Source organism: Bacillus sp. A01H (assembly GCF_045277205.1).
Taxonomy (GTDB): domain Bacteria; phylum Bacillota; class Bacilli; order Bacillales; family Bacillaceae_G; genus Bacillus_A; species Bacillus_A paranthracis.
The window spans coordinates 1,325,121-1,347,889 of record NZ_CP117702.1 but is presented as its reverse complement, the minus strand read 5'-3'; the positions used below and the strand labels follow the sequence as shown (position 1 = coordinate 1,347,889).

20 protein-coding genes are annotated in these 22,769 nt (G+C 34.5%); 7 read left to right on the top strand and 13 right to left on the bottom strand.

The window, feature by feature from the left end; all coding sequences use genetic code 11:
• Positions 1 to 41 precede the first annotated feature (41 nt).
• Genes PSR14_RS07155 through PSR14_RS07145 form a run of 3 tightly spaced genes read right to left on the bottom strand, consistent with a single transcriptional unit; the run spans position 42 to position 2,405 of the window.
• On the bottom strand, positions 42 to 935 hold the full coding sequence (locus PSR14_RS07155) for an RluA family pseudouridine synthase (protein ID WP_001079093.1): 894 nt from the start codon (positions 933 to 935) through the stop codon (positions 42 to 44).
• A gap of 15 nt (positions 936 to 950) precedes the next feature.
• Positions 951 to 1,748: an NAD kinase gene (locus PSR14_RS07150; RefSeq protein WP_000673184.1), complete on the bottom strand. Its 798-nt coding sequence runs from the start codon at positions 1,746 to 1,748 to the stop codon at positions 951 to 953.
• A gap of 18 nt (positions 1,749 to 1,766) precedes the next feature.
• A complete protein-coding gene (locus PSR14_RS07145; RefSeq protein ID WP_001081482.1) occupies positions 1,767 to 2,405 on the bottom strand; it encodes a GTP pyrophosphokinase family protein in 639 nt (212 codons plus the stop codon).
• 421 nt (positions 2,406 to 2,826) lie between these two features.
• Between PSR14_RS07145 and PSR14_RS07140 the strand changes: the two genes are divergently transcribed.
• Positions 2,827 to 3,654: a helix-turn-helix domain-containing protein gene (locus tag PSR14_RS07140; RefSeq protein ID WP_169509362.1), complete on the top strand. Its 828-nt coding sequence runs from the start codon at positions 2,827 to 2,829 to the stop codon at positions 3,652 to 3,654.
• Positions 3,655 to 3,788: 134 nt separating this feature from the next.
• Here PSR14_RS07140 and PSR14_RS07135 read toward each other — a convergent pair whose 3' ends face one another.
• The 4 genes from PSR14_RS07135 to PSR14_RS07120 form a co-directional block, all read right to left on the bottom strand.
• On the bottom strand, positions 3,789 to 4,487 hold the full coding sequence (locus PSR14_RS07135) for a Yip1 family protein (protein ID WP_098214504.1): 699 nt from the start codon (positions 4,485 to 4,487) through the stop codon (positions 3,789 to 3,791).
• 112 nt (positions 4,488 to 4,599) lie between these two features.
• On the bottom strand, positions 4,600 to 5,799 hold the full coding sequence (locus PSR14_RS07130; RefSeq protein WP_098487851.1) for an ABC transporter permease: 1,200 nt from the start codon (positions 5,797 to 5,799) through the stop codon (positions 4,600 to 4,602).
• Positions 5,796 to 6,476: an ABC transporter ATP-binding protein gene (locus PSR14_RS07125; RefSeq protein WP_000631624.1), complete on the bottom strand. Its 681-nt coding sequence runs from the start codon at positions 6,474 to 6,476 to the stop codon at positions 5,796 to 5,798. The genes PSR14_RS07130 and PSR14_RS07125 overlap by 4 nt, the downstream gene beginning before the upstream one ends.
• On the bottom strand, positions 6,473 to 7,666 hold the full coding sequence (locus tag PSR14_RS07120) for an efflux RND transporter periplasmic adaptor subunit (protein ID WP_262726835.1): 1,194 nt from the start codon (positions 7,664 to 7,666) through the stop codon (positions 6,473 to 6,475). Before PSR14_RS07120 ends, PSR14_RS07125 begins: the two co-directional genes overlap by 4 nt.
• Before the next feature lie 280 nt (positions 7,667 to 7,946).
• On the opposite strand from PSR14_RS07120, the gene PSR14_RS07115 reads away from it, so the two are divergent.
• From PSR14_RS07115 to PSR14_RS07090, 6 genes are all read left to right on the top strand, one after another.
• Positions 7,947 to 8,270: a circular bacteriocin, circularin A/uberolysin family gene (locus PSR14_RS07115; protein ID WP_006922886.1), complete on the top strand. Its 324-nt coding sequence runs from the start codon at positions 7,947 to 7,949 to the stop codon at positions 8,268 to 8,270.
• Positions 8,271 to 8,353: 83 nt separating this feature from the next.
• Positions 8,354 to 10,060 carry a hypothetical protein gene (locus tag PSR14_RS07110; protein WP_098487854.1) on the top strand — a complete coding sequence of 569 codons (1,707 nt, stop codon included), beginning with the start codon at positions 8,354 to 8,356 and terminating at the stop codon, positions 10,058 to 10,060.
• 4 nt (positions 10,061 to 10,064) lie between these two features.
• Positions 10,065 to 10,574 carry a stage II sporulation protein M gene (locus tag PSR14_RS07105; protein ID WP_098214556.1) on the top strand — a complete coding sequence of 170 codons (510 nt, stop codon included), beginning with the start codon at positions 10,065 to 10,067 and terminating at the stop codon, positions 10,572 to 10,574.
• Positions 10,575 to 10,587: 13 nt separating this feature from the next.
• The gene (locus PSR14_RS07100; protein ID WP_098487855.1) at positions 10,588 to 11,136 is read left to right on the top strand and encodes a hypothetical protein; all 549 of its coding nucleotides are present in this window, start codon (positions 10,588 to 10,590) and stop codon (positions 11,134 to 11,136) included.
• Positions 11,126 to 11,764, top strand: a complete 639-nt coding sequence (locus PSR14_RS07095) for an ATP-binding cassette domain-containing protein (RefSeq protein WP_065485808.1) — start codon at positions 11,126 to 11,128, stop codon at positions 11,762 to 11,764. The genes PSR14_RS07100 and PSR14_RS07095 overlap by 11 nt, the downstream gene beginning before the upstream one ends.
• 13 nt (positions 11,765 to 11,777) lie before the next feature.
• Positions 11,778 to 11,954, top strand: coding sequence for a hypothetical protein (locus PSR14_RS07090; protein ID WP_169509503.1), 177 nt, complete (start codon positions 11,778 to 11,780; stop codon positions 11,952 to 11,954).
• Between the two features lie 164 nt (positions 11,955 to 12,118).
• On the opposite strand, the gene PSR14_RS07085 is transcribed toward PSR14_RS07090, so the two are convergent.
• From PSR14_RS07085 to PSR14_RS07060, 6 genes are read right to left on the bottom strand one after another with little or no spacing between them, the layout of a single operon-like run.
• Positions 12,119 to 13,171, bottom strand: a complete 1,053-nt coding sequence (locus PSR14_RS07085) for an N-acetylmuramoyl-L-alanine amidase (protein ID WP_098214558.1) — start codon at positions 13,169 to 13,171, stop codon at positions 12,119 to 12,121.
• Positions 13,168 to 13,407: a hypothetical protein gene (locus tag PSR14_RS07080; RefSeq protein ID WP_000461722.1), complete on the bottom strand. Its 240-nt coding sequence runs from the start codon at positions 13,405 to 13,407 to the stop codon at positions 13,168 to 13,170. Before PSR14_RS07080 ends, PSR14_RS07085 begins: the two co-directional genes overlap by 4 nt.
• Positions 13,407 to 13,643: a hemolysin XhlA family protein gene (locus PSR14_RS07075; protein ID WP_000387825.1), complete on the bottom strand. Its 237-nt coding sequence runs from the start codon at positions 13,641 to 13,643 to the stop codon at positions 13,407 to 13,409. The genes PSR14_RS07080 and PSR14_RS07075 overlap by 1 nt, the downstream gene beginning before the upstream one ends.
• A 38-nt stretch (positions 13,644 to 13,681) precedes the next feature.
• Positions 13,682 to 18,685 carry a phage tail spike protein gene (locus PSR14_RS07070; RefSeq protein WP_098214541.1) on the bottom strand — a complete coding sequence of 1,668 codons (5,004 nt, stop codon included), beginning with the start codon at positions 18,683 to 18,685 and terminating at the stop codon, positions 13,682 to 13,684.
• Positions 18,682 to 20,157, bottom strand: coding sequence for a distal tail protein Dit (locus tag PSR14_RS07065; RefSeq protein WP_098214540.1), 1,476 nt, complete (start codon positions 20,155 to 20,157; stop codon positions 18,682 to 18,684). The genes PSR14_RS07070 and PSR14_RS07065 overlap by 4 nt, the downstream gene beginning before the upstream one ends.
• 36 nt (positions 20,158 to 20,193) lie before the next feature.
• On the bottom strand, positions 20,194 to 22,560 hold the full coding sequence (locus PSR14_RS07060) for a phage tail tape measure protein (RefSeq protein ID WP_098487831.1): 2,367 nt from the start codon (positions 22,558 to 22,560) through the stop codon (positions 20,194 to 20,196).
• Positions 22,561 to 22,769: the final 209 nt, after the last annotated feature.

The window sequence follows — 22,769 nt, the reverse complement described above, 5'->3', positions numbered from 1 at the left end:
GGGAACAAAACTCTTCGTTACATAAGAATTTTGTTCCCTTTTTAAATATGTCTTAATACCGCTTGCATATCGCTTGGAATCGGTGTAGTGAAAGACATTTCTTTCTCTAAAATAGGATGATAAAACGTCAAGGATGTACTGTGAAGCGCTTGTCGTTTCATTTCATCTCTTTTTCCACCATATAAATTATCGCCAAGTAGCGGATGTCCTATGTACGCCATATGCACACGAATTTGATGCGTTCTCCCTGTATCGAGCTCAAGTGATACGTGCGTCTTATGATTGACGCTATCGATCACTCTAAAATGAGTAATGGCTCTTTGCCCCTCCTCACAAACGGTTCGCTCAATAATGCTATCCGATTTTCGTCCAATCGGTGCGTCAATCGTTCCTTCTCTTTCTACCATCTCACCGTGAACAATCGCTTCATACGTTCTTTTCACAGCTTTTTGTTGATGCTGTTTCGATAAAAGATGATGTACGAAACGATTTTTTGCAATAAGCATAAGCCCTGAAGTATCACGATCTAACCTCGTTACGATGTGCACCGTACTTGTAAGATGTCGCTTATCATAATGAGATAAGAGCGCATTCGCAACACTTCCTGCCGGATGTTCTCTAGACGGGATCGTTGACATGTTTGCCTCTTTGTTTATGACAAGAACTGCATCATCTTCATATACGATACATAAAGGAATATCTTCAGCAATCATCCCTTCACTTCTTTCCTCTACTGGAAAAAAGACACGTAATTCTTCACCAGCTTGCAACTGATGACGAACGCTCGCATGTTGACCATTTACTTCTATAGATCCGCCATGAAACTTTATATCCGTTAATGCGGCTTTGGAGATTCCTTTTGTTTTTAAAAATTCTCTAACTAAAGTTCCTTCCTCAGCCGAGTCTATATCCCATTTCAATGTAAATCTGTTCAAATATATAAACCCTTTCTATTTATCTGCAACAAACGAGTCACGAACTCGTTTCCAGAACGGAAATGGACGGAAACGAACGAATCGTACTTTCTCATTTGCCACGCGATACTGAATTGATTTCACATCTTGATGAACCATCGTTAAATGGTCCACCGTAATTTGTAAGTTCATTCCTGCAGTCGGCTTCAGCACGCATGTATGATGTTTCGGCAATACGAGCGGCGAACCTACCGTACGAAACACCCGGTTATTAATAGATGCCATTTCCGCAATTTGAATCGCTTCAATAGAAGGGTGAATAATTGCTCCGCCAAGCGCCTTATTATACGCAGTACTTCCCGAAGGAGTAGAAATACAAAGGCCATCCCCGCGGAACGTTTCAAAGTACTCTCCGCGTATTTCCACTTCTGTTACTAATGTACCTTCTGCACTTTTTACAGTCGCTTCATTCATCGCTAAATACTGCGACTCTTTACTCCCATTCACATAGCGAATAATCACTTCTAAAAGCGGATATTCCACCACTTGGAATGGTGTTTTAGCAATTGCAATTACTAATTTCTCTACTTCTGTCGGTAACCAATCTGCATAGAAACCTAAATGCCCTGTATGTACACCAACAAATGCTGTTTCATCCAATCGATTATAATAACGATGAAACGCATATAAAAGCGTTCCATCTCCCCCAACAGAAATTACAATATCGGGTTCCTTTTCATCCATTATAAATCCAAAATCTAGCAAGTATTCTTTCATCGTGCTTGCCAGTGCATCTGATGATTGATCTCCCTTTGACATAATTGTAAATTTCATCGCCCAACACCCTTTAGTTTATGATTCGGAATCTTTCGTTTCTTGCTTTCTTGAAAAAGCTTTCTGCGCTTCTTGAATTTCAAGACGGATAGAAGACATTTCTTCATCTAATAAAAATGCTGCTTCCGCTGCACGTTGCAAGCGTATTTTAATATCTTCAGGAAAACGTCCACTATATTTATAATTTAAAGAATGCTCAATTGTTGCCCAAAAGTTCATTGCTAGCGTACGTATTTGGATTTCTACCAATACTTTTTGTTCACCTTGAATCGTTTGAACTGGGTAACTAATGACAACGTGATAAGAACGATAACCGCTATCTTTCTTCTGCGTGACGTAATCACGTTCTTCCACGATTTCAAAGTCATTTCGTTTTCGAAGATATTCTACAACAGGCTTAATCTCATCAACAAATTGACACATCATTCGAAGGCCCGCGATATCTTGCATATCTTCTCTTAGCCTGTCTAACGGTACATTTCTCTTCTCCGCTTTATCAATAATACTTGCAACAGACTTTACCCTTCCTGTTACAAACTCAATTGGAGAATGCTCTGTTAACATTGCAAATTGAGTACGCATTCCTTTTAGTTTCACTTTCAGCTCTGCCACCGCTTGGTGGTAAGGTGCTAAAAATTCTTCCCAATTTCGATTCATTTCAACCACCACCAAAATCAATCCATTTGCTTATAGAAATACTTTTTCTTTTTCGCCTTAAGATACTAACCGAAAAACTTATCAAAACCCTTATAAATCAACAATGATTTACTTTACGTTTTTTACTGTTACAGATTAAAAAAGTTACAAAATGATTAGTATGTGGGCAAATTGTGGGCAGCCCCACTATTAGAAAATCACTTATGTATGATGTATTCCTACAAGGTTAAATTTTAATAACAAAAAGTACAGCGTGTATGTACAGTGCGACCAACACTATATATACCGTCCACCTGACACAACCAGGTAAACACTTGCCATACTCTCATGAATTATTGTACATCATGTAGGGTTTCTTTAGCAACGTTTACCAAATTATTGGTGACGTTGCTTTTTGTTTATACAAAGGAGCTCTTAGTCTATGAAAAAGAAAATCAATGTTATCGCAAATGAAGAATCCTTCCACAACTTATCCTCATTCAAAGATGTGGAAGAACTAAATCAAACGGTACGCACATACAGAGACACAATCCGTATGTCTATTAAGCGTACCGATGTACAAGCTAAACTCCTTAGATTACTTGAACTGTTAAAGCGCCACAGCTGCAAATATGTAGGTGTGAGTTTCCTATGCAAAAATAGTATAGCTGAAAAAATGAAAGTTTCCTATAAAACTGTGCAACGTCTTATGAAGAAACTTGTGGATCTAAAGATGATTAATCAAGTAGCAATGAAGCGTACAAAAGATATGTTACAAACTTCAAATGCTATTATCATTCAACCGATTGTGGAAGAAGTGTCCGACAAGGTAGGTATAAAAAGTCCTCCAAAGTGTCCTACCATTAAAATAAAACCTGTTTCCTTAAAACAAAATATAAAAGATATAAACAAACGTAATAGTAATGAGAATAGCAATACTCCAGAAGAAAATATTGAACAAGTTGATTTTGTTGCTCACTGGGTACCAGAACGTTTTGTTTCTTTGATTAGTTCTTTTTACAGTGAATCTAAAACAATTCAAGAACTGTGGAAGGTCGTAAGGCAGTGTAATAAAGTTACAAACTTCTCTACAGGTAATAAAGCATTCGATCAGGACCAGGAGCTTACTATTGGGTTAAAAGCTATTAAAGAATTTGTTATGAAAATTAAGTCTGGAACAAAAATGAAAAAGGGTAAATTCGCTTATTTCAACGGGATTGTTAACAATTTAATGGACAAGTTCTATTTTGACGATACATTTATTATTTGAGTATCTGTTCTCCACAAGATTACCTACATTTAAACATCATTCGAAGACAAATTAACCGGCACATTGTATATTAAAGCACCGGTTAATAATATTGCTAATTTTTACTAAACTTATTTATAATACATATAATTTATTTATATTGGCATACCTGGTAAAAACTTAGCTATTAATACCAAAATTGCTGCTAAGAATACCGCTTTAATAATGAATAAAACAATAATTGGCATAGCTGCTTTCACTTTACTTAATCCAGCTATAACTTGTAATCCTAACCAAATTAAAACCAAATTCCATAAATAGAACAATTCAATTGTATTACCTATTCCATATGCAAGTGAACCTTGTTCAAATAATGGTCCTAAACTTGTATACTGGGTTGCTCCACCATCTAAAATTAGGGCTATAATACCATTAATAAGTCCACCAATAATAAGAATAATATTAGTATATACAACAATCGTTAATAACTTCTTATAAGACGTATCATTTCCAAAGAACATCATAAATACTTTATAAATAGCCGCTACAAATAGCGCTCCAATCATCGCTCCAACAAAACCAGATCCAATTCCATAAATAACTTCTGATGTTATTGAACCCTTACCAGCAAGTTCACCTAATTCTTTCTGCATTTTAATCATTTCAGGTGACGTGTTCACAACATATGTTGTCAAACCACCTACAAGCCCTTGTAACAATGTAACTAAAAAGAACATACCCCAAACTTTCTCGCTCGCCTTCATTCTCTCAAATTGCTCACCTGGAGAAGTAATCATTCCTAATAATGATGGCTTCTTCGCACCTACATCTTGCGTATTAATATTGGCTTCCATTATAACGCCTCCCTCTATTTGTATAACCCGTTCTAACGGGCGGTTCACTTCCTCGCAAGAGGCTACGAACCGCCCACTAGAACGGTAATATGTAGTTCTACTACACTATTAATTATTCATAACGCAATGCTTCAATTGGATCTAATTTCGCAGCTTTGTTCGCTGGAATTAATCCGAAAATAATACCAAGTGTCATCGAGAACAGTACGCCTCCAACGACAACTTCCCACGAAACGAGTGGTGGCCATTTTGCGAATGTAGAAACGATATATGCTCCGCCATACCCAAGACCAATTCCGATTAAACCACCTAGAAGTGTTAACATAACTGCTTCAATTAAAAACTGTAATAAAATTTTACTACGCGTTGCCCCGAGTGCTTTACGTACACCAATTTCACGCGTACGCTCTGTTACAGATACAAGCATGATGTTCATAACACCGATACCACCAACGACTAATGAAATACCAGCGATACCACCGATGATCATTGTCATAATACCGGTCATCTTCGAAATACCTTCTTGAATTTCTTTTAAATTCATAACTTCATATTTACCAGTTGCATCAGTCGGTTTACGACTATTTAAAACATCTGCAGCTTTTTTACCTGCTTTTTCTAGATTATCTACATTTTTTGCTTGAACAGAAATATTTTGAATTTCATCTTTCCCATACAGTGTCGGCCATAATGAAATTGGAACTAGTGCTTCTGATGGTCCCATTCCCATAAACTCATTATCTGATTTGTAGACACCGATAATTTGCATCGGTTGACCTTTCATTTCAATAATTTTACCGACTGGATTGGTATCCTTAAACACCTTTTCTTCCATTTGTTTACTAATCATAACAACGTTATTACCTTGATCCACATCTGATTCTTGTAAAGAACGTCCCTTTAACAACTTTACTTTATTTACTGCAAAGTACTCACTATCTAATCCAGTAATACTCACCATCTCTACTTTATCTTCAATATCAAGTGATTCCATACTTGAATTTGTTGTTACCACATGTGCGATTTCTGGAATTTTTTTAATTTCAAAAATGTCTTCTTCAGTTATCTTCGGTGCTTCTACCATTCCCATACCGAAAGGATTGTTTATATCTGCACTATAATGAATCGGAACTGTTTGATTACCTGCCCCAACAAACTGCGATTTCAATGCAGCTTCCCCGCCTTGCCCAATTGCAACGACCGTAATAATCGAACCTACCCCAATAATAATACCGAGCATCGTAAGAGCTGAACGTAATTTATGAGCTAAAATAGAAGATAGGGCAATTTTTATACTATCTAGTAAACTCATACCGCACACCTTCTATCTTCTGTAACTTTCCCGTCTCGCAGTACAATGCGGCGGGAAGAATACGCTGCTACTTCCTCTTCATGCGTAACCATAACAATCGTCGTACCTTCTGCATTAAGCTTCGTGAAAATATCCATAACTTGCTCACCAGACTTCGTATCAAGTGCACCAGTCGGTTCATCGGCCATAATGAACGTTGGGTTATTCGCAATCGCTCTTGCAATCGCTACACGCTGCTTCTGTCCACCTGATAACTCATTTGGTAAATGATGCACGCGATCTGCCAATCCAACTTTACCTAGCGCCTCCAAAGCACGCTTGCGACGCTCCGCTTTCTTCACGCCACCATATACGAGCGGAAGCTCAACATTTTCCACTGCGGAAAGACGAGGTAGTAAATTAAAATGCTGGAATACAAAGCCAATATATTCATTACGAATTAAAGCAAGCTTTGACTCGTCTGCTGTTAAGATATTCACGTCATTCAGCATATATTCGCCTTCTGTTGGACGATCTAAACAACCGATAATATTCATAAGCGTCGACTTACCAGAACCAGACGGTCCCATAATCGAAACGAACTCACCACTCTGAATCGTTAAACTAATACCATGCAAAATCGGCACCGCCAATTTTCCTTGATAATACGTTTTAGCAATATTATTTAACGTAATCATTTCTCTTTCACTTCCATTCCGTCATACACATCGTCGGAAGGATTTTTAACCACCTTTTGCCCCACTGTTACGCCTTCTACAACCTCTGTCCAGTCTCCATCAGTAGAACCTTTTTTCACATTTTGTTTACGAAGCTTCCCTTTATCCTCAACATAAACAAATGCATCATCGCCTTTTTCTACAATGCTTTTACTTGGAACAGCAATCATCGTCTTATTCTCTAAGTTTACTTGCAGGGAAACATGATAACCTGGAGATAAACCATCTTGACTATCAAGGCTAGCTTTATATGTATATTGGGACATATTTTGAGTTGCTTCACCCATGCCGCCAGCTTGCGCCATCTCTGCACTTGTTGGGAATTCACTTACATCTGTAATCTTACCTGTCCACTTCTTCTTATTATTTGCTTTCGCCGTTACAGTGAATGTTTGATCCTTTTGAATTTGTGACTTCTGAAGCTCAGTTAACGTACCTTGAACTTGGAATGGATCTTTAGAAGCTACTTGTAAAAACGATTTTCCTTGACCACCTAACGCTTGAGATGAACTTTGTGCCGCATCTTTATCTAACTTTTGAACAACACCAGCGAAATTACTATAAATCGTAAGTTCTTTCTGCTTCTTACTTAACTCTTCTTTCTGCAACTTTCCTTTTTCTTTCTCAAGATCAGTTGTCTTTTGAGCTATCTCTAACTCGTTTACTTGCTCGTCCATCGGATCTGTTACTTCTTTCCCAGCTCCGCTATCTTTTGCCTTCTTAATTTCTTTCTTGAGCGAATCAATCTTCTTCTTTCCTTGATCATAACGCATATCCGCCATCTTCTGATCAAGCTCAGCTTGCTTCATTTGAAGGTTAATCTCTTCATTGTCATAAGAGAATAACTTCGTACCTTTTTCTACCTCTTGCCCTTCTTTTACCTCAATATCTTTCACTTTTCCTTTGGCCGGATCTGCATAGAAGCTTTCAATATTACCAGGCTTCACCTGACCAGAAATTAACTTTGTATTATTCAGCTTACGCTCTGTCACTTTCTCAAAACTTACAGCATCAGCATTTGTTGATGCACCCTTCTTCTTACCTTGCATAACAAAAATATTAATTGCCGCTACAATAACAATTAGTGCAATAACCCCAACAATAATCTCTTTCTTTTTTCTTTTTGGGGTAGAAATAATATTTGATTGCATCATATGTCTCCTTTTTAATAATAAATTTTAATTTTATTAACAATTAAATATATCATAACTTTAAAATAATGACAGGATGAAATATTTTGTTTTTTCTAAAAAATGAATATAAATACATTTTTCATTTAATTTACATTTATAATTCTCATCACTATAGTTATTTTTATATATAATATGTTTTAAAAATTCACAAAAGTTTTTTATGCATATTTTGAATAAAAAAATAAATTGAAATATTTAAAATTATATATTAAGATTACTTTTGGAAGGAGGCGATATTATGACATACTCAGTTAAAGGAAGAGCAGTTAGCTTTGGTGCTTTACTTGCAGTAGGTGGTGCTTTATTGGCTTCATATGCATTCTTATTAGGCATTTTACCTGAAATGAATTTAGTAAAAGAGTTCAATTTATCTACTGTAGCAGCCGCACAAGTCTTTGCATGGCTTGACTATATCTCTTGGGGTGTTTCCCTTGTTGCTTTAATCGGTTCTCTTGGAACAGGTGGAGCAGCTCTTGTTGCTGCAGCTGGAGCACAAGGTATTAGAAAATACCTTACGGATTTAGCTAAAGAAAAAGGTAAGAAAGCTGCAATTGCTTACTAATTTATTTTAAATTAAGAAAGAGACTGGATAATACTATTCAGTCTCTTTCTTACATTAAATATAAAGAAACAATGGAGGTAGTTGTGAATATATTAAAACTTCTATCAATAGATTTTAAATTAAAATTTACAACTCAATATTCTGCAATATTAAATAGATTTTCTTTTACTAAACGTGTATCCAATAGAAACTTAATTCTTTGTAGTATGTTATTTAAAATATTCATAGGAATTTTTATGTTTTATATTTCAAACGTTTTATTCAATGAGAAATATATGTGGAATATTTTATATGCAAATGTTGGTTTTCTCATAATTTCTTGCTTTATAAAATCAATTACTTCATATAAAGAAACAGCAATATTAAAGTCTGACATATACATCTACAGTCTGTTTCCCATGGAGAAAGTCTACAATTTAAACATGTTTTCTTCTTTACTATGGGCGTTGTTTGGAAATATTAGTGGCCTATCTTTATTGTTTATATTGAACATGTATTTAAAAGGATTCGTATATACAATTCTTTCACTTACAAACTGTATATTACTACTAATATTAATATTCACTTTATTTAACAAAATTTCCGCTTCCTATTTCATTAGTAAAATTCAAAAGCCAATAGGAGCAATTCGCTTTTTATTTTATGCTGTATTTTCATGCCTCTTTTTTTTCTTAGGTTACAAACTAGTAGATATTTTTAAACAACCATTTTATGTAGTACGCGAACGTATTATTACGTCTAAGATTTTAACGGATGAAGATTATGCAGAGACAGTTACACAAGAATTTTTTAATTCTATTATTAATCCCTTGCAAGACAGTATGAATAAAACATTATTCGTATTAAAGTCAATTTGTGATTATGTCATTTTTTCACCGTATATGAGTTTCATTTTATTGCTATGTATAGCACTTGTGCTATCTATAAAAAGTAAGCCTTTACTAAATAGGTTTATAGTTTCAGTGAAAAATAAAAAAGATTTACTGTATTATTTCTCAAAACTATATTCATCATTTAATAGAAGAATATTTAACGATGAGATTTTGGAATTTGAAATTAAATTATTGGAAAGAGAAAGGTTTTTAATTTCACCAAAATTCTTCCAAATGATTTTCTTTACATATGAATCTTTATTTTATATGGGACTTTTTGTGAACTTATTTCACTCTTCACATGATAATGCCTTAGAATATTTACTATTTATGGCGTTATTATTGTTAATCATGTTTAATCATTGTTTTGAATTAAGAACAGAGTACCCTCAATTATTTTTATTAGGTGCAATGAGAGAAAAAATTGTACTATTTCGTTTTTCTGGAACAGGCATATACCCATTATATAGAAGTAAAATTTCACTAATGTATACTTTAATGATTATTCCTACAATATGTTTGTTGCTAGTTACTATATATATGATGTTTATAAATATTACATATATCTTCGGGATAATCATAATATGTATTACATTCATATTAGTACCTATCGTTCAAATGTGGGCTACTACATTTCTAATTAAAACAGACTATATTACTTATATGGATGTAGGATCCACAGAAGAAGAGGAGCTTATTAATAAAATTCAAGCCATACCACGAAAAATATTAGTTCTACCATTATTATATTTTTTATATTTCTTATTATTTATGCAGATTCCAGTACAAGTGATATTTTACATTTTTTCTACCTATGTAATCTTTTATATTTTAATAAGTGGAGCATTTATATTTGTTTCAAAAAAATATGCTGTCAATAACATTAAAAAATTTGACTCTAAATGGTTAAGGTTGTGAAAAAATGAAAGCTAAACTTATAATTTTTCCTTGGAAGTTTTTAATCCTGTTACAATTATTATTATTTTTAAGTGGGTTTATTTACGGATGCTTCTCTGCAAATGATCAAATTATTAATTTACAACCAAAAGAGTTAGATACATCTACAGTTTTTAATAATAATATTTTAGTGCTTTTCAGTATTTTAGTTATAGGGACTTTAACAGGGGGTGTTTATTCCCTCTTTGTTGTAGTTTTTAACGGTGTAATAGTTGGTGAGACTTTATATACGATATTTAAAAGTGCAGGGATGTCCCCTATATTCACTGGATTTTTACCACACGCATTACCCGAATTGTTGTCCATATTTTTAATGTCTTCTATTACTTACTTACCTATTTATATTCTAATAAAAATAAAAACAGTATCTTTTTCTTGGAAAAAAGTCTATTTAGAAATAGGAAGTGTAATTGTAATCGCATCGGTATGTTGTGGATTAGCATCTTTAATTGAAGGTTACTATAGTTCATTTTAAAAGGAGAATTTCTATGAAAGAAAACGAAAATAATTCTAGTTCATTTTTTAATACAAAAAAAAAGGTTGTTTTATTTAATATTGTTTCTTTATTATTTTTTAACACATTATTATCTACAGTTATTTACAATTTCAAATCCTTTCACGCATTCAAAGATTGGTTAACTATAGTGGTGTTAATATCAGCAATTATAACACCATTTATACTCATACTATGTTTTATTTTTACAATGTTTTGGTCATTGATAGGTCTAATGAATAAACCGGATCTATCCATAAAAAAAATGTATAGTGTAATATTATCAGGAACTTCAATCTTTTTGATTACACAAGCATTAAATTTTCTAACCATTATAAATTTTGGAGGAGATTTACCACAGTTTATTTTTGTAGTATTCTCATTACTAAGTGTTGGATTAGTTTGTATAGCGATGTATGTTGGATTTACGAAATTAGTAGGGTTTAGTACGAATTTTTCAAAAATTATTTTATCCATTTTATTTATTATAGTTATCAGTTTAAATATGGTTCAATTATTTGGGGGTATAGGTATTGGCATATAAGATTCAAGTACCGAGATTACAATTTGAAAATAAAATAATATTACAGGAATCCTCTTTAATCATTGAAGATGGAAAATCATACTGTATCACTGGAGCAAATGGTTCTGGTAAAACTACGTTGCTAAATTATATGATGACAGGAACTGAAACGAAAATTTATAAGAAACGAAAAGAAATTGATTTGTTAGAGTTCAAAAGAAATACAGCTTTTATTCCTAACAACCCACCAATTTTTGATTTACTTACGGGATGGGAAAATATTCAATACATATGCTCGTTGTGGAGAATAAAAGATAAAGATAATTACCTACAAGAAGTTAAAATGTACTGTGATTTATTTGAACTTAGTCAAGAATCTTTACATGATCAAGTACATACTTATTCTTTGGGAATGAAATATAAACTCTTTCTTATCTCTATGATTAGTCGTAATATTAATCTTCTATTATTAGATGAACCTTTTACAGCACTTGATAAAAATTCTCAACAAGAAATATATAAAATTTTAGTTAAATTTCTTGAAAGAGGCAATAGTTTAATATTTGTTACTCATATTGAAGAGTTTAAAAATCAACTAGGTGATTATATCTATGAGATTCGAGATAAAACTCTTTCAAAATTACAATAAAAGGAGCCAGTCTATGAATAAATATTATATAATCGCTATCTTAAGTATTGTACTTTCTGTTGTATTATTTATATTTAATTTCTATCAGACTAAAATAGGAGGAGTAATATTCGCTCTTAGTATAGGCGCAAGTATTAAATTTCTAGCTGACGGTGTATTGAATGAAAGTAAAAATAAAAAACACAACTAATTTTGAAATAGTGTCTAAATATCATATAACATTTGACTACCCTAAGCAGCAATAACTGAAAATAATATGCTTTGATTTTCTAAAATAATAGAAAAGAAGCCAGGAGAAAATTCTAAAAAGGGCCCTTTCACTAAATGTGTCAAAGAAGCCCTTCTTCTTTTTTCCTATTTCACATATACACAGACTAAATTTGCTGTTACATAATATATCTCCCCTTTACTATTATGTACTTTATATTGCGATGAACCATCCACACCTACTTTCGCCTCAATTGTAAATCCTAACCCTTCATCCACAGTTCCTGCAACATCTCTATCTAACCAGGAAGGCTTTGAATAGAATCGTAAGTCATTCACTTTAGAAACTACACGTTTACCTTCTACAGATAACCATTCTTCTTTATAGCGAATGTATGAGGAATCGTTATAAATCCACTGATTTCCTCCAAGATTCAACCAATTTCCTACTTTACCCCAGACTTTATATGATTCACCTTTTTGTAACTTACGAATAACACTATTTATTGTGGATGGACCAGAACGAAGGTTTATATGGTATCCATCAATATACGCTACTCCCGCTTCATTCATAACACCAGGTACTTCACTTGGTTGCTTTGGTTTCGCTTCAACTGAAATAGAATTTCCATTATATGCTTTTAATACATCAGCACGAAACTTTGATTCTGATACACCATGACTGCGAAGATAATCAATCGGATCTTCGTGATCTGTGCCACCAAGTTTATACGTAATGTCTTTATGCGTCCACAATCCAATGGATGGATCAATGTTTCTATCACGTAAAATCTTAGCTAGTAGCTTCACATATCTCTCATAGGATTTTTTAAATTTAATAGGGTCACTTGTTTCAGAGAGCTCTACATGTACAAATCGTTTATTAGCAGCAGGACCGCCACCATAAGCAATGTATTTTGTATCAGCAATTTGGATTGTTTCGTCCCAATCGACTGCATAGTGAACAAATGCATTTCTCCATGTACGAGACTCATATTTTTGAATGTTAATAGCTGGAGCTTCTGCAGTTGCTGTAGAATGTGCTACAACGCCCTCATAAGCACCTACACCATAACGGTATGGTTGTTTCGGTAAATCAGGAATAATAAGTGTTCTATCAGCAAAAGCACTTGTAGCAAAAGAAACAGCAAGTACTAGAATCATAAGGAACGAGGTAATATGTTTCATTGTCTTTTTCATTTAGCATCAACATCCTTTTTTATAATTTTTGTGTGGTCAAATAATCCACTTGCCGACAGTCCAATGATGATTCCTTGAAATACATTTGTTTTGATATCTCCGCCCATAAATAAAACGCCTAGCATAATGCCAAGCGTTAAATTGAGTAACGGAACATATTTTGTTTGTAATCCAATTGTTTTTCCAATCTGTGAAAGACCTACTACAATTCCAATCATTACAGTAATTTCAAACATTACATACCACCTCCTTTCATTAAGAAAGTGAGAATGCCACCAACAATTCCGCCAACTATAAGTCGCAAAATCCAGGTAGTATTGGCGCTGATTTTATCTAGTTGTTTGTTGATATTGATAATGTCTTTCTCGTTACCTGTTGTCCTCATTTCTAAACTTTTAATCTCTAAGCGAATGTCCTTAATATCTTGCTTTATTTCTTGAACATCACTTCGTACATCTTGTAACGCTTCCACTTTGACCACCCCTTTTTAGGCAATAAAAAAAGACCAGCTTATGGCTGCTCTGGTTTCCCGTTTATTAATTTTTGAACTAAATCTGTTAATGTGGCCACATCGTTTGCTAGGGTCGTAACCTGCTCTTTTAGTTGTTTATTCTCACCTTTAACAGTAGTTACCTCTTCGTTAAATTCATGATACTGCTGTTGGAAAGCTGCAATAAAGATCGAAACAGTATTATATAAATTAATGGCCCGTTTCTCTTTATCTGTAAATATATCTTCCGTATCATCTGCAATCATACCGAAATACGTTTCAATTTCTTTTGTTGTATATGGTTCTGTTTTTTCTTCCGGCTTGTTTACACGCATTTGGTACAGATCATACATATCATCCTTGAAGTTGTACTGTTTGATAGCTAAACTCATGATTTTATCAAGAGCTGAAAAAGGAATATCTTTTATATTCTCTTTCATATTTCTAGCTGACGTAGGATTAAATGCTTTGGCCCACATTTGACCATTGGCATTTACATTCTCATTCGCTCGTAGCGTTCTTAACTCTATATCTCGCCATCCATTACCATACACATCTTTAATTTGTAAATTCATATCATAGCCTGATACAAGACTTGCTCTTAGCATTAATCTTCCCATGTTTAAATCATGATCATTAACACCATTGGCAAAGTATATACTGTTACCAGTACTTTTTCTATCAAAATGAAACTCACCATAGTCATTTTTAAAATAATGTGGCTCTGTGGTTGTCACTATAAACTTTCCGTATCCTGGAGCCCATCCCACTGAGTTAAAAACAATGTCATTCAAATTGTCAAAGTATAATCTTCCGGCTGCATATGCATAAAGATGTCCACCGTCATTCTGCATTTGAATATATGATGACCATATATTAGTGCCTTCTGCATTTTCTCCTTTAGAAATCCCAAACTTTGCATACGCTTTAGAAGGTTGATCAACTCCATTAATTCGCGGCATGACTTGATAAATATAAAACGATCCTGTGCCGGCGTATTTTCTATTATCAGAACCAAGGACTAATGAAGGTTGAATACTTCCATCATTTGCTTCCATAAATCCTATATAACCACGCGGCCTATCTGCATCGAAAATCTTCATGTCTTGCTTATTTATTTCAACAAATCTACTTCCACTCGTTTTAAGTGTTACTCCTTCTAAAACTTGCCCTTTGATATGATCCGCTGTAATAAAACCTCTTAAGTTAATCCTATTCGCATTCAAAGTAATGTTTTCTTTACTCATATTGAATGCTGCGATTACATCATTTTCTTTTACAGATATACGAACGCCCTTTTCAGTTAACTGAAGACGGGTTTCCATATCTCTTACATAAGATGATGTGGCAAATTGCCCATTTGCTTGATCTTTTGTATATACCTCTGTCTTTTTGGCTGAAGCATTGATCCCCTGTTCATTGATAATAAAGCGGTTATCAATCAAAGTCATTTTTTGATTAAATTGCTCAGTTGCAAGTTTGTTAGCTAATTCGCCCAACAAATCTTGTTTATTTTTATCAACGGTTTGCTTCAACTCAGGTATCTTAAATCCAGCAACATAATTCTCTACTTGTTTAAGCTCAACTTTCGCTCCAATTGCTGTTGCCTGTTGTTCGAGTTTTGTATTTGCATCAGTAAGCTTTTTCCCTTGATCTGATACTACATTATTTAAATTGCTCACTGTGGAAGATAATCCAGTTGCTGTTTGTTCCACTGTAGTCATGCGTTTTTCGAATCCATCTTGACTATTCTGCACCTTAGATACAGTATTTTTTACACCATCCACACTTTTTTCAATTTCGGTTGTTTTTTTCGTGAATTCATCGGTTGATACTTGGTCTTCTACTGCTGGTTTATAGTCTGTTGCTTTATTTCCAATTTCAATTTGCCATTCTTTTAATTCGATCATGCCTTTAACATTACGTAATAGCGTTTGCGGATTGAAAACCTCAATTGCCTTATCTTTAAGATTATAAGTAAAGGAATATGTTTTCCATTCTTGGTTTGCGTTAACATCACTTTCGCAACGAACACCAGGCCATAATTGTTCACCATCTTTATACTTAATCCACACTTCTACCCCAGCCCATGGATTCGGTGTTCCCTTTTCATATCCAATAGTTCTAGCTTTAAAGCTAACAGTAAACTGCTGCCCTTGTAACATCGATAAACCATCCGGCACAATTTTAAATGACTTATTTACTATATTAGACACTGTTGTTCCTGTGTCAGATTTAAGTGTGCCACCTGTACTTAACAGAATGTTACGTCCACCAATCTTCATATCATCAAACTTTTTCTCCACACTACTCAACTTCTCGGTGACCTTTCCTGCTTCTTCTTTAATTTCAGTTGTTGTTTTCTTAAGCTCACTTGTTGTTTGTTGTACATCAGAAATCGTCTTTTTCGTACCTTCCACAGTCGATTCAACCGTATTTAATTTATTACTGATTTCAGTATCTGTTTTTGTTAACGATTCAATAGAAGTTTTAAATCCATCTGCGGTTTGCTCTGATTTCGTTACACGTTCAGTAAGCTTTCCTTGTTCATTTTGAACATTAGAAACAGTAGTGTTAATCCCTTTAATAGTAGTCTCAATTTCTACTGTCTTTTTGGTAAAGTCAGTTGTTGTTACTTGATCTTCTGGTGCTGGTATCCAGTCTGTAGGCTTGTTTCCAAGCTCAATTTTCCACTCCCTAAAATCCACATAAATATCCGCTTGTTGGACCTTTGGAGTTGAAAGGATAAATCTAATTCCAGTATATTTAGACAGGTCATTTGGCATTGTAAGAGTGGTCGATATAGTAGCCCAACTACCATTAACTTCAAATGTTTTATTTCTATCAGGAAATGGAAATTCTGAGCTGCCATATAACAGTGCCATCAATGTCATACTCATTGCTTTTGATGCCCTAACTTTGTGAGAGAAAGTAACCTGCCTACCAGCAATATTATCCGATACGTTTGATAGTAAAAATCCATTATACAAACTAAGCGTAACAGTATCTGTACCTTTTTTAGAGTTCTTAACCCTTAAAAACTTAACTGTACCTTCCGTTTGTTCAGATACATCTATTGGATAGATAGGTGCATTATTAGAATAAATTACTGGCAATTGACTATTTAGTAATATATTACGAACACCAATTTCAGTATTATCAACTTTAGTTTTAAGTTCAGTAAGGGTTTGTTTCGTCCCCTCAGCTGTTGTCTTAATTTCGTTCGTCTTCTGCTCTAGCTGTGATAAACCTTCATTCGTTCTCTTTAATTCAGACTTCTCCGCTTTCTGTGTAAGAGCTTCATTCGTTTGACCAATCGATGTATTAATATCCTTGAATTTCTGTACGTTCCCTTGTTTATCAGTTTCATAGATCTGTTTCCCTATAAAACCATTGTTAATTTCTTCTTTTGTAAACACTCCAGATTTATCGGCTTTATCTTTTAACTGTGTATGAATCCATGTTTGATCCACTTTTCCATTGACTTGCTTTTGAACATCTACTATTTGTCCAGCTATTTCTTGCGCTTTACCTTCCACACTTTGAACCTTTTGATTTAACTCCGTTTTGGCGGACTCAATATCTTTATTTACCTGCTCAAGTGTTTCTTTCTTAACAGATTCAACATCAGGTACAACCGATTCCCAAGCTGCGCCTGTCCATATTTTCAAAATACCAGGCTTTCCATTACTAATATCACGCCAAAGTGTTTTATAAGGTTTAAGTCCCGTTGTCGGTGGATTCTTAGCTTCAATGATGTCTACCGTGTTATTTTTAAGATTCTCTTGAACCTTTTCAGCCAATGTTTTCGCTGCTTCGGATTCTTTCTTAGCATTATTAGCTGTTTCATTTGCATCTTTCACTAATTTATCTAACTGATCTATCAGTTCTTGCTTACTTCCTAGTGAACTAAGAATACGCTTATAAATCTTTCGTAGTTCTTCATTTGGATCAGTAATTTCGCGGTAATCACCAAATGAGTATTTATCTTGCAAAGGATTCGTATGTGATTCATCACCAGCGATTGCCCTTGCTTCTAAATAAAGCTTAGGTGTAAATCCAACATCTTTAATTCGGATTGTATCTCCTTCATTGATTAACTCGTGAGCTAGTCCAAATACACGGCCTATACTTTGTGCTTGAACATCATAAGAAATAGAAGTATTCACACGTTTTGCTAACTCTGTTTTCATAAGAGTCAATAAACGTTCTGGTGTTATATCTTGTTCTGTTTCTGGTGTGTAAAATCCAAATTTATGTTTCCCTTTTTCGTTCCAACGTTGAAAAGCATCATTATCTACAATATAGGGCATACCTTTGTTTATATCTGCAATAGTGAGAACTTCTCCACCTTCTTTTTTGATAAAGCCGATTAAAGCTGTACAAATGTTTTGTGAGTTCTCAATACGTTTGATTCCAACTAAATCTTTACCTAACGTGACTTCTTTTCCTGTTTCTCTTCCTCTTTTTTTCACCATGTCTACATACCAACCTGCAATTTGAGCACCTACCACCTCAACACGGTATATCATTTCTAGTTCAAATAGGGAAGCAATCTTTTTTAAGAAACTCAATGGATCTATAAATTCATCAATAGTCATAGAATGAAATCCAGCATACTCCGTTTTACCGCGCTTCCATTTTGTCCCTATAAGAGCAATATCCATAAATTCATTTACTGTCTTACCTTCAATTTTCTGTGGACGAATATAGTCATCTTTAGCAAGATTAATCCATGCACCTGATGCATAAGTAATTGCGGATCTATCGTTAGGGTCTTTTTCTACTTCAGTGATTATATACGGAACAATACGCCCATCCCTTACTTCTTTTAATACTAAATTTTGTTGCATAAGTGTTGCTGCATATGTCGTGTTATCAAATACTTTAAACTCTAAAGTATCGATATTATTCTTGATTTCCCAATGACGTTTATCATCCCAATAATCTTTTGGTTGTATAGCTGAAACGATTTGACTCGTTTTAAAATCAATAACATGCAAGACTCCACTTGGTGTTCTCATCTAAATCGCTCCCTATATTTAACCTTTGCTGTTCCGATATCAGAAGGCATAATTTCTAGTGTATTCATACCTTTATTAATGACAGGGAAATTACTAAAAATATCCTTCATATTAATTGCATCCTTTCCCTCAATCGTTACATGACTGTTTTCTGTATCAATTACGACTTTATCACCAACATCTACTATATAAGGTGGTGTGTTTTTCGTATTTAAATTTACTTTCCAAAACTTTAAATCACTAACTGACATCGCTTCTACTGGTGGTACATCCTGCCATTGCATAATGCTAATCTGTATTTGAGCTGCTTTTTCCATGTGATAGTTATTTTCATCAGTCCACCTTGCGAAACGTTCTGAATCATCTTTTTCTGTCCCAGGAAGGAATTTTGAAATATACGCTTCCCATACGTTTCCTGTTCTAGCTATCCACAATCGACCAAAATATTGATTCCATGTATTCGGATAATCACCGCTTTCATAAATCAATCCTGTTTTCCCTGGCTTATTATCGTATCCAATAACCATCGTTCCAAAATTTTGTTCGGCTTGCCAATAGAGATCGTTCATAGCAATTTTTGAAAGTACCTTACTATTTTCATCGAGTATTGCTATCTCGACTCTTCCCATTTCATTGATTTTCTTACTCTTACAAGTAACGTAGGCTTGCATAATAAAATCTTGAACTGGGCCACCAGGTATACTCTTTTTAACAGCTGCACCATGCCACCCTTTACCTGTTCCAGTACCAAAATCAGAACAATAAAATTGATATTTATCTGATTTCATTTCGCCAACTGGCTCACCATCTTCCATTGAGCTGACTTTACTCCATCCGACCGTAGTAGCCATTTCATCCCATACAATACGTTGATTCCTTTCTACAGGCTTTTCAACAGTTTTTAGTGGTATACCGATACGAAAATAATCTCGATCACTTAAGGATACTCCGCCGAACCATACATCTAAAAAAGTGTTTGGTTTCGTAATGTTAACCTCGATAATAGGATTAGAATGAACAGTTCCTTTGTTTTGAACATTTGCTGTTAACCCAAGCGCACCTGTTTGAAAATCTACTGTTCGAGTAGGTCCTAATTTATAAGGCATTGGACAAATAAATTTCAAAGTACCTTTACCTAACGTAACGAAATCATCAGGATTAAAATCTTCATCAATTATAGCTAAATATGTTCGATCAGGAGTTGCATCAAATACTAGCTCAACTGCTTCTTCTGTAATTAACCATGCTGCTATTTCTTCTTTTAACGTTTCTAAATCCGTTCCATCTGGAACGATAATTCCTACAGGGACAGGAAGCGGACGAGGATCTGTATCCGTTCCTAATAATCTTGCGCCTGGATATCCAGGTGTTTTTAAGAAATTACGTTTTAGAGGTGCCCATGTTGGTGGACTCCATCCTTTTTCTATTTGGATATATTCTTTTCGTTGATTGTTGAATGTAAAAGAGCTCATTTTGACACCCCGTTTCTTTATAAAATAAACCCAAACCTAAAAGTCTGAGTTTCTTTTTACTTCTCTATCTTGATACTCGGTTGTATATCGATAAGTACCCCGCGCAACTTCTCTTCCTTCTAAAATTACAGGCACTTCAATTGCTAGTCCACCACCTGGGACTGCAAATTCACCATTTACCCCTTGACCTTGATATAATCCGTTAGCTTGTAATCCTATATTGCCAACATTAACTGTCGGTACTGCTGCTTCGCTCATTGCTTGAGATGCGCGGTTTATTATGCCGATTGAGTTTTCCATACCAATCGCAAGACCAGCTCCAATATGCTTACCAACTTGATCTCTCATTAATCTTGATGGACTGTGAATGTCAAAGAATCCAGTAAAACCATCTAAAATACTGCTACCGATGGATTTTACCTTATCTAACACTTTTCCAGCCATACTTCCTAAACCGTCTATCAATCCACTTATTATATCTTTACCTATCTTAAATAAGTCGATCTTTCTTAAAGTATCAACAATCTTCGGTATAATATCAGTCACAATTGTAGAACCTAACTGTCCCACCATGCTTACAATACCTTTTATTAATGCCCAAATTAATTGAACACCAGCTTCAAGTATCTTTGGTAAGTTTCTAATTAATTCCCCTGCTAAAGTGATAATAAGATTAAGCGCTGCCCCGATTAACTGTGGTAAGACTTGAACAATCCCTGCAATTAACATAAGCAAAATTTTGATACCTGCTTCAAGTATCTTTGGTAAATTCGCAATTAATGTGGATGCTATTTTAACAATTAAATCTAAGGCTGCGTTAATAAGCTGTGGTAAGACTTTTACAATCCCATCGATAATAGCCATTAGAATTTTTATACCGGATTCAATTATTTTAGGTAAGTTTGCTAGTAATGTATCTGCTATTTTCGTTATAAGATTTATCGCTAAATCTATTAATTGCGGTAGCATTTTAATGATTCCATCTATTAAGCTAATTAAAACTTTAACACCAGCTTCAATAATCATTGGTAAATTTGACGTAATTGCTTCAATCAAAGTTGTAATGACTGTAATAATTGCTAAACCGATCATAGGTAAAGCTTGTGTAATACCTGTGATTAGCGAAACTAATAAATTTATTCCTATTTCAATTAACTGTGGTAAAAATGACATAATTCCATTAATAATGGTTTCTATAATCGTTACAGCTATTGGTATTAATTGCGGAATCATCTGCATAATTCCATTAATTAAAGTCATAATTAATTGAAGTCCCGTCTCGATAAGAGTAGGTAAAACCTGTACAATTCCGGAAATTAAGGTTTGAATAATTTGGATTCCCGTTTGAACAATCATAGGAAGATAAGTTGCAATCATTTGTGAAATTGTATTAATGATTCCAACAATGGCTTCAAGGATAATTGGAGCCGCTACAACCAAACCATTCACAAAACTTGAAATCATTTGAGATCCGACTTCAAGAAATTGCGGTAATGCTGTTGTTACAAAGTTAGCTATATTGGTAAAAATATTTGTTATGGTTTCAAGAATAATTCCGGAGTTTGCATTCAAATACTCTGCTATCGCTGGCAAATAACGAGATACCGAGATGAGAACACCAGGAAGCCCACCAATAATCGCTCCCGCTATAGAAGGGCCAATTGTCTTAAAAATCTCTCCTAATTGGCTAAAATCTCCTGAAAAAACAGCTTTCACAGCATCAAAAAGATGAAGACATGCTTCACGTATTTTACTTACTGCCAGTCCTATTATTTCAGCCGCATCCTGGAATCCTTTCGGTAAGTGTGTGATCCAATCATTTAAGTGATCACCATCTGCCGCTGTCCAAAATAGATATTTACCTAACGCTACTAAGATATCGATAAAACTTTGTATTCCACTCATTACGCCAGTGATACTATTTTTAAAACCTTCATTTGTTTGCCACAACTTTTTAATTCCGATTACCAATCCAACTATCGCTGCGGTGGCGGCTATAAATCCACCTACCACTAATGCAACTGGACCAGCAACAGCCCCAATACTTACACCTGCAATTCCAGCTATACTGGATAAGGTGACAAATACCGGGGCTAAGGCCATGCAAGCTCCAATTAATATTCCTAATGCTACAGCAACAGTTGTTAATGCTGCGGCTAATGCTGGATGTGCTGAAACCCAACTCGCAAAAGCTCCAATAATATTAGCTACAATACCCAAAAGTGGCTCAAGTGCCATTTTTAAGTCACCCATTGCTTTTTGGAACTTCACAGCTGGACTTGCATCCATTTTCTTAATCATTGCATTTAACTCTTCTTGACTCACATTTAAATCTATAACTTTACCTTGAGCATTTAACAATGTATCTATAATATTTTGTCCTTGATCTTCAAACATTGTCATTTTGTTATCGTAAAGGCTTTTTATCCTTCTACTTCTTACAGTTCATTTCCTGTAAGTTCGGCATACGTTTTCACTAATAAGTGTCGCGGTCTCGTGGAGGGATTATATCTTTTCACCCTCTATGCTCTGCCCCTGACTATACTTCGTATAACCTTCGGTTCAAGTCAGGAATCTCACCCTTCTTGCTTCATACCGCGATTTTACTTCGG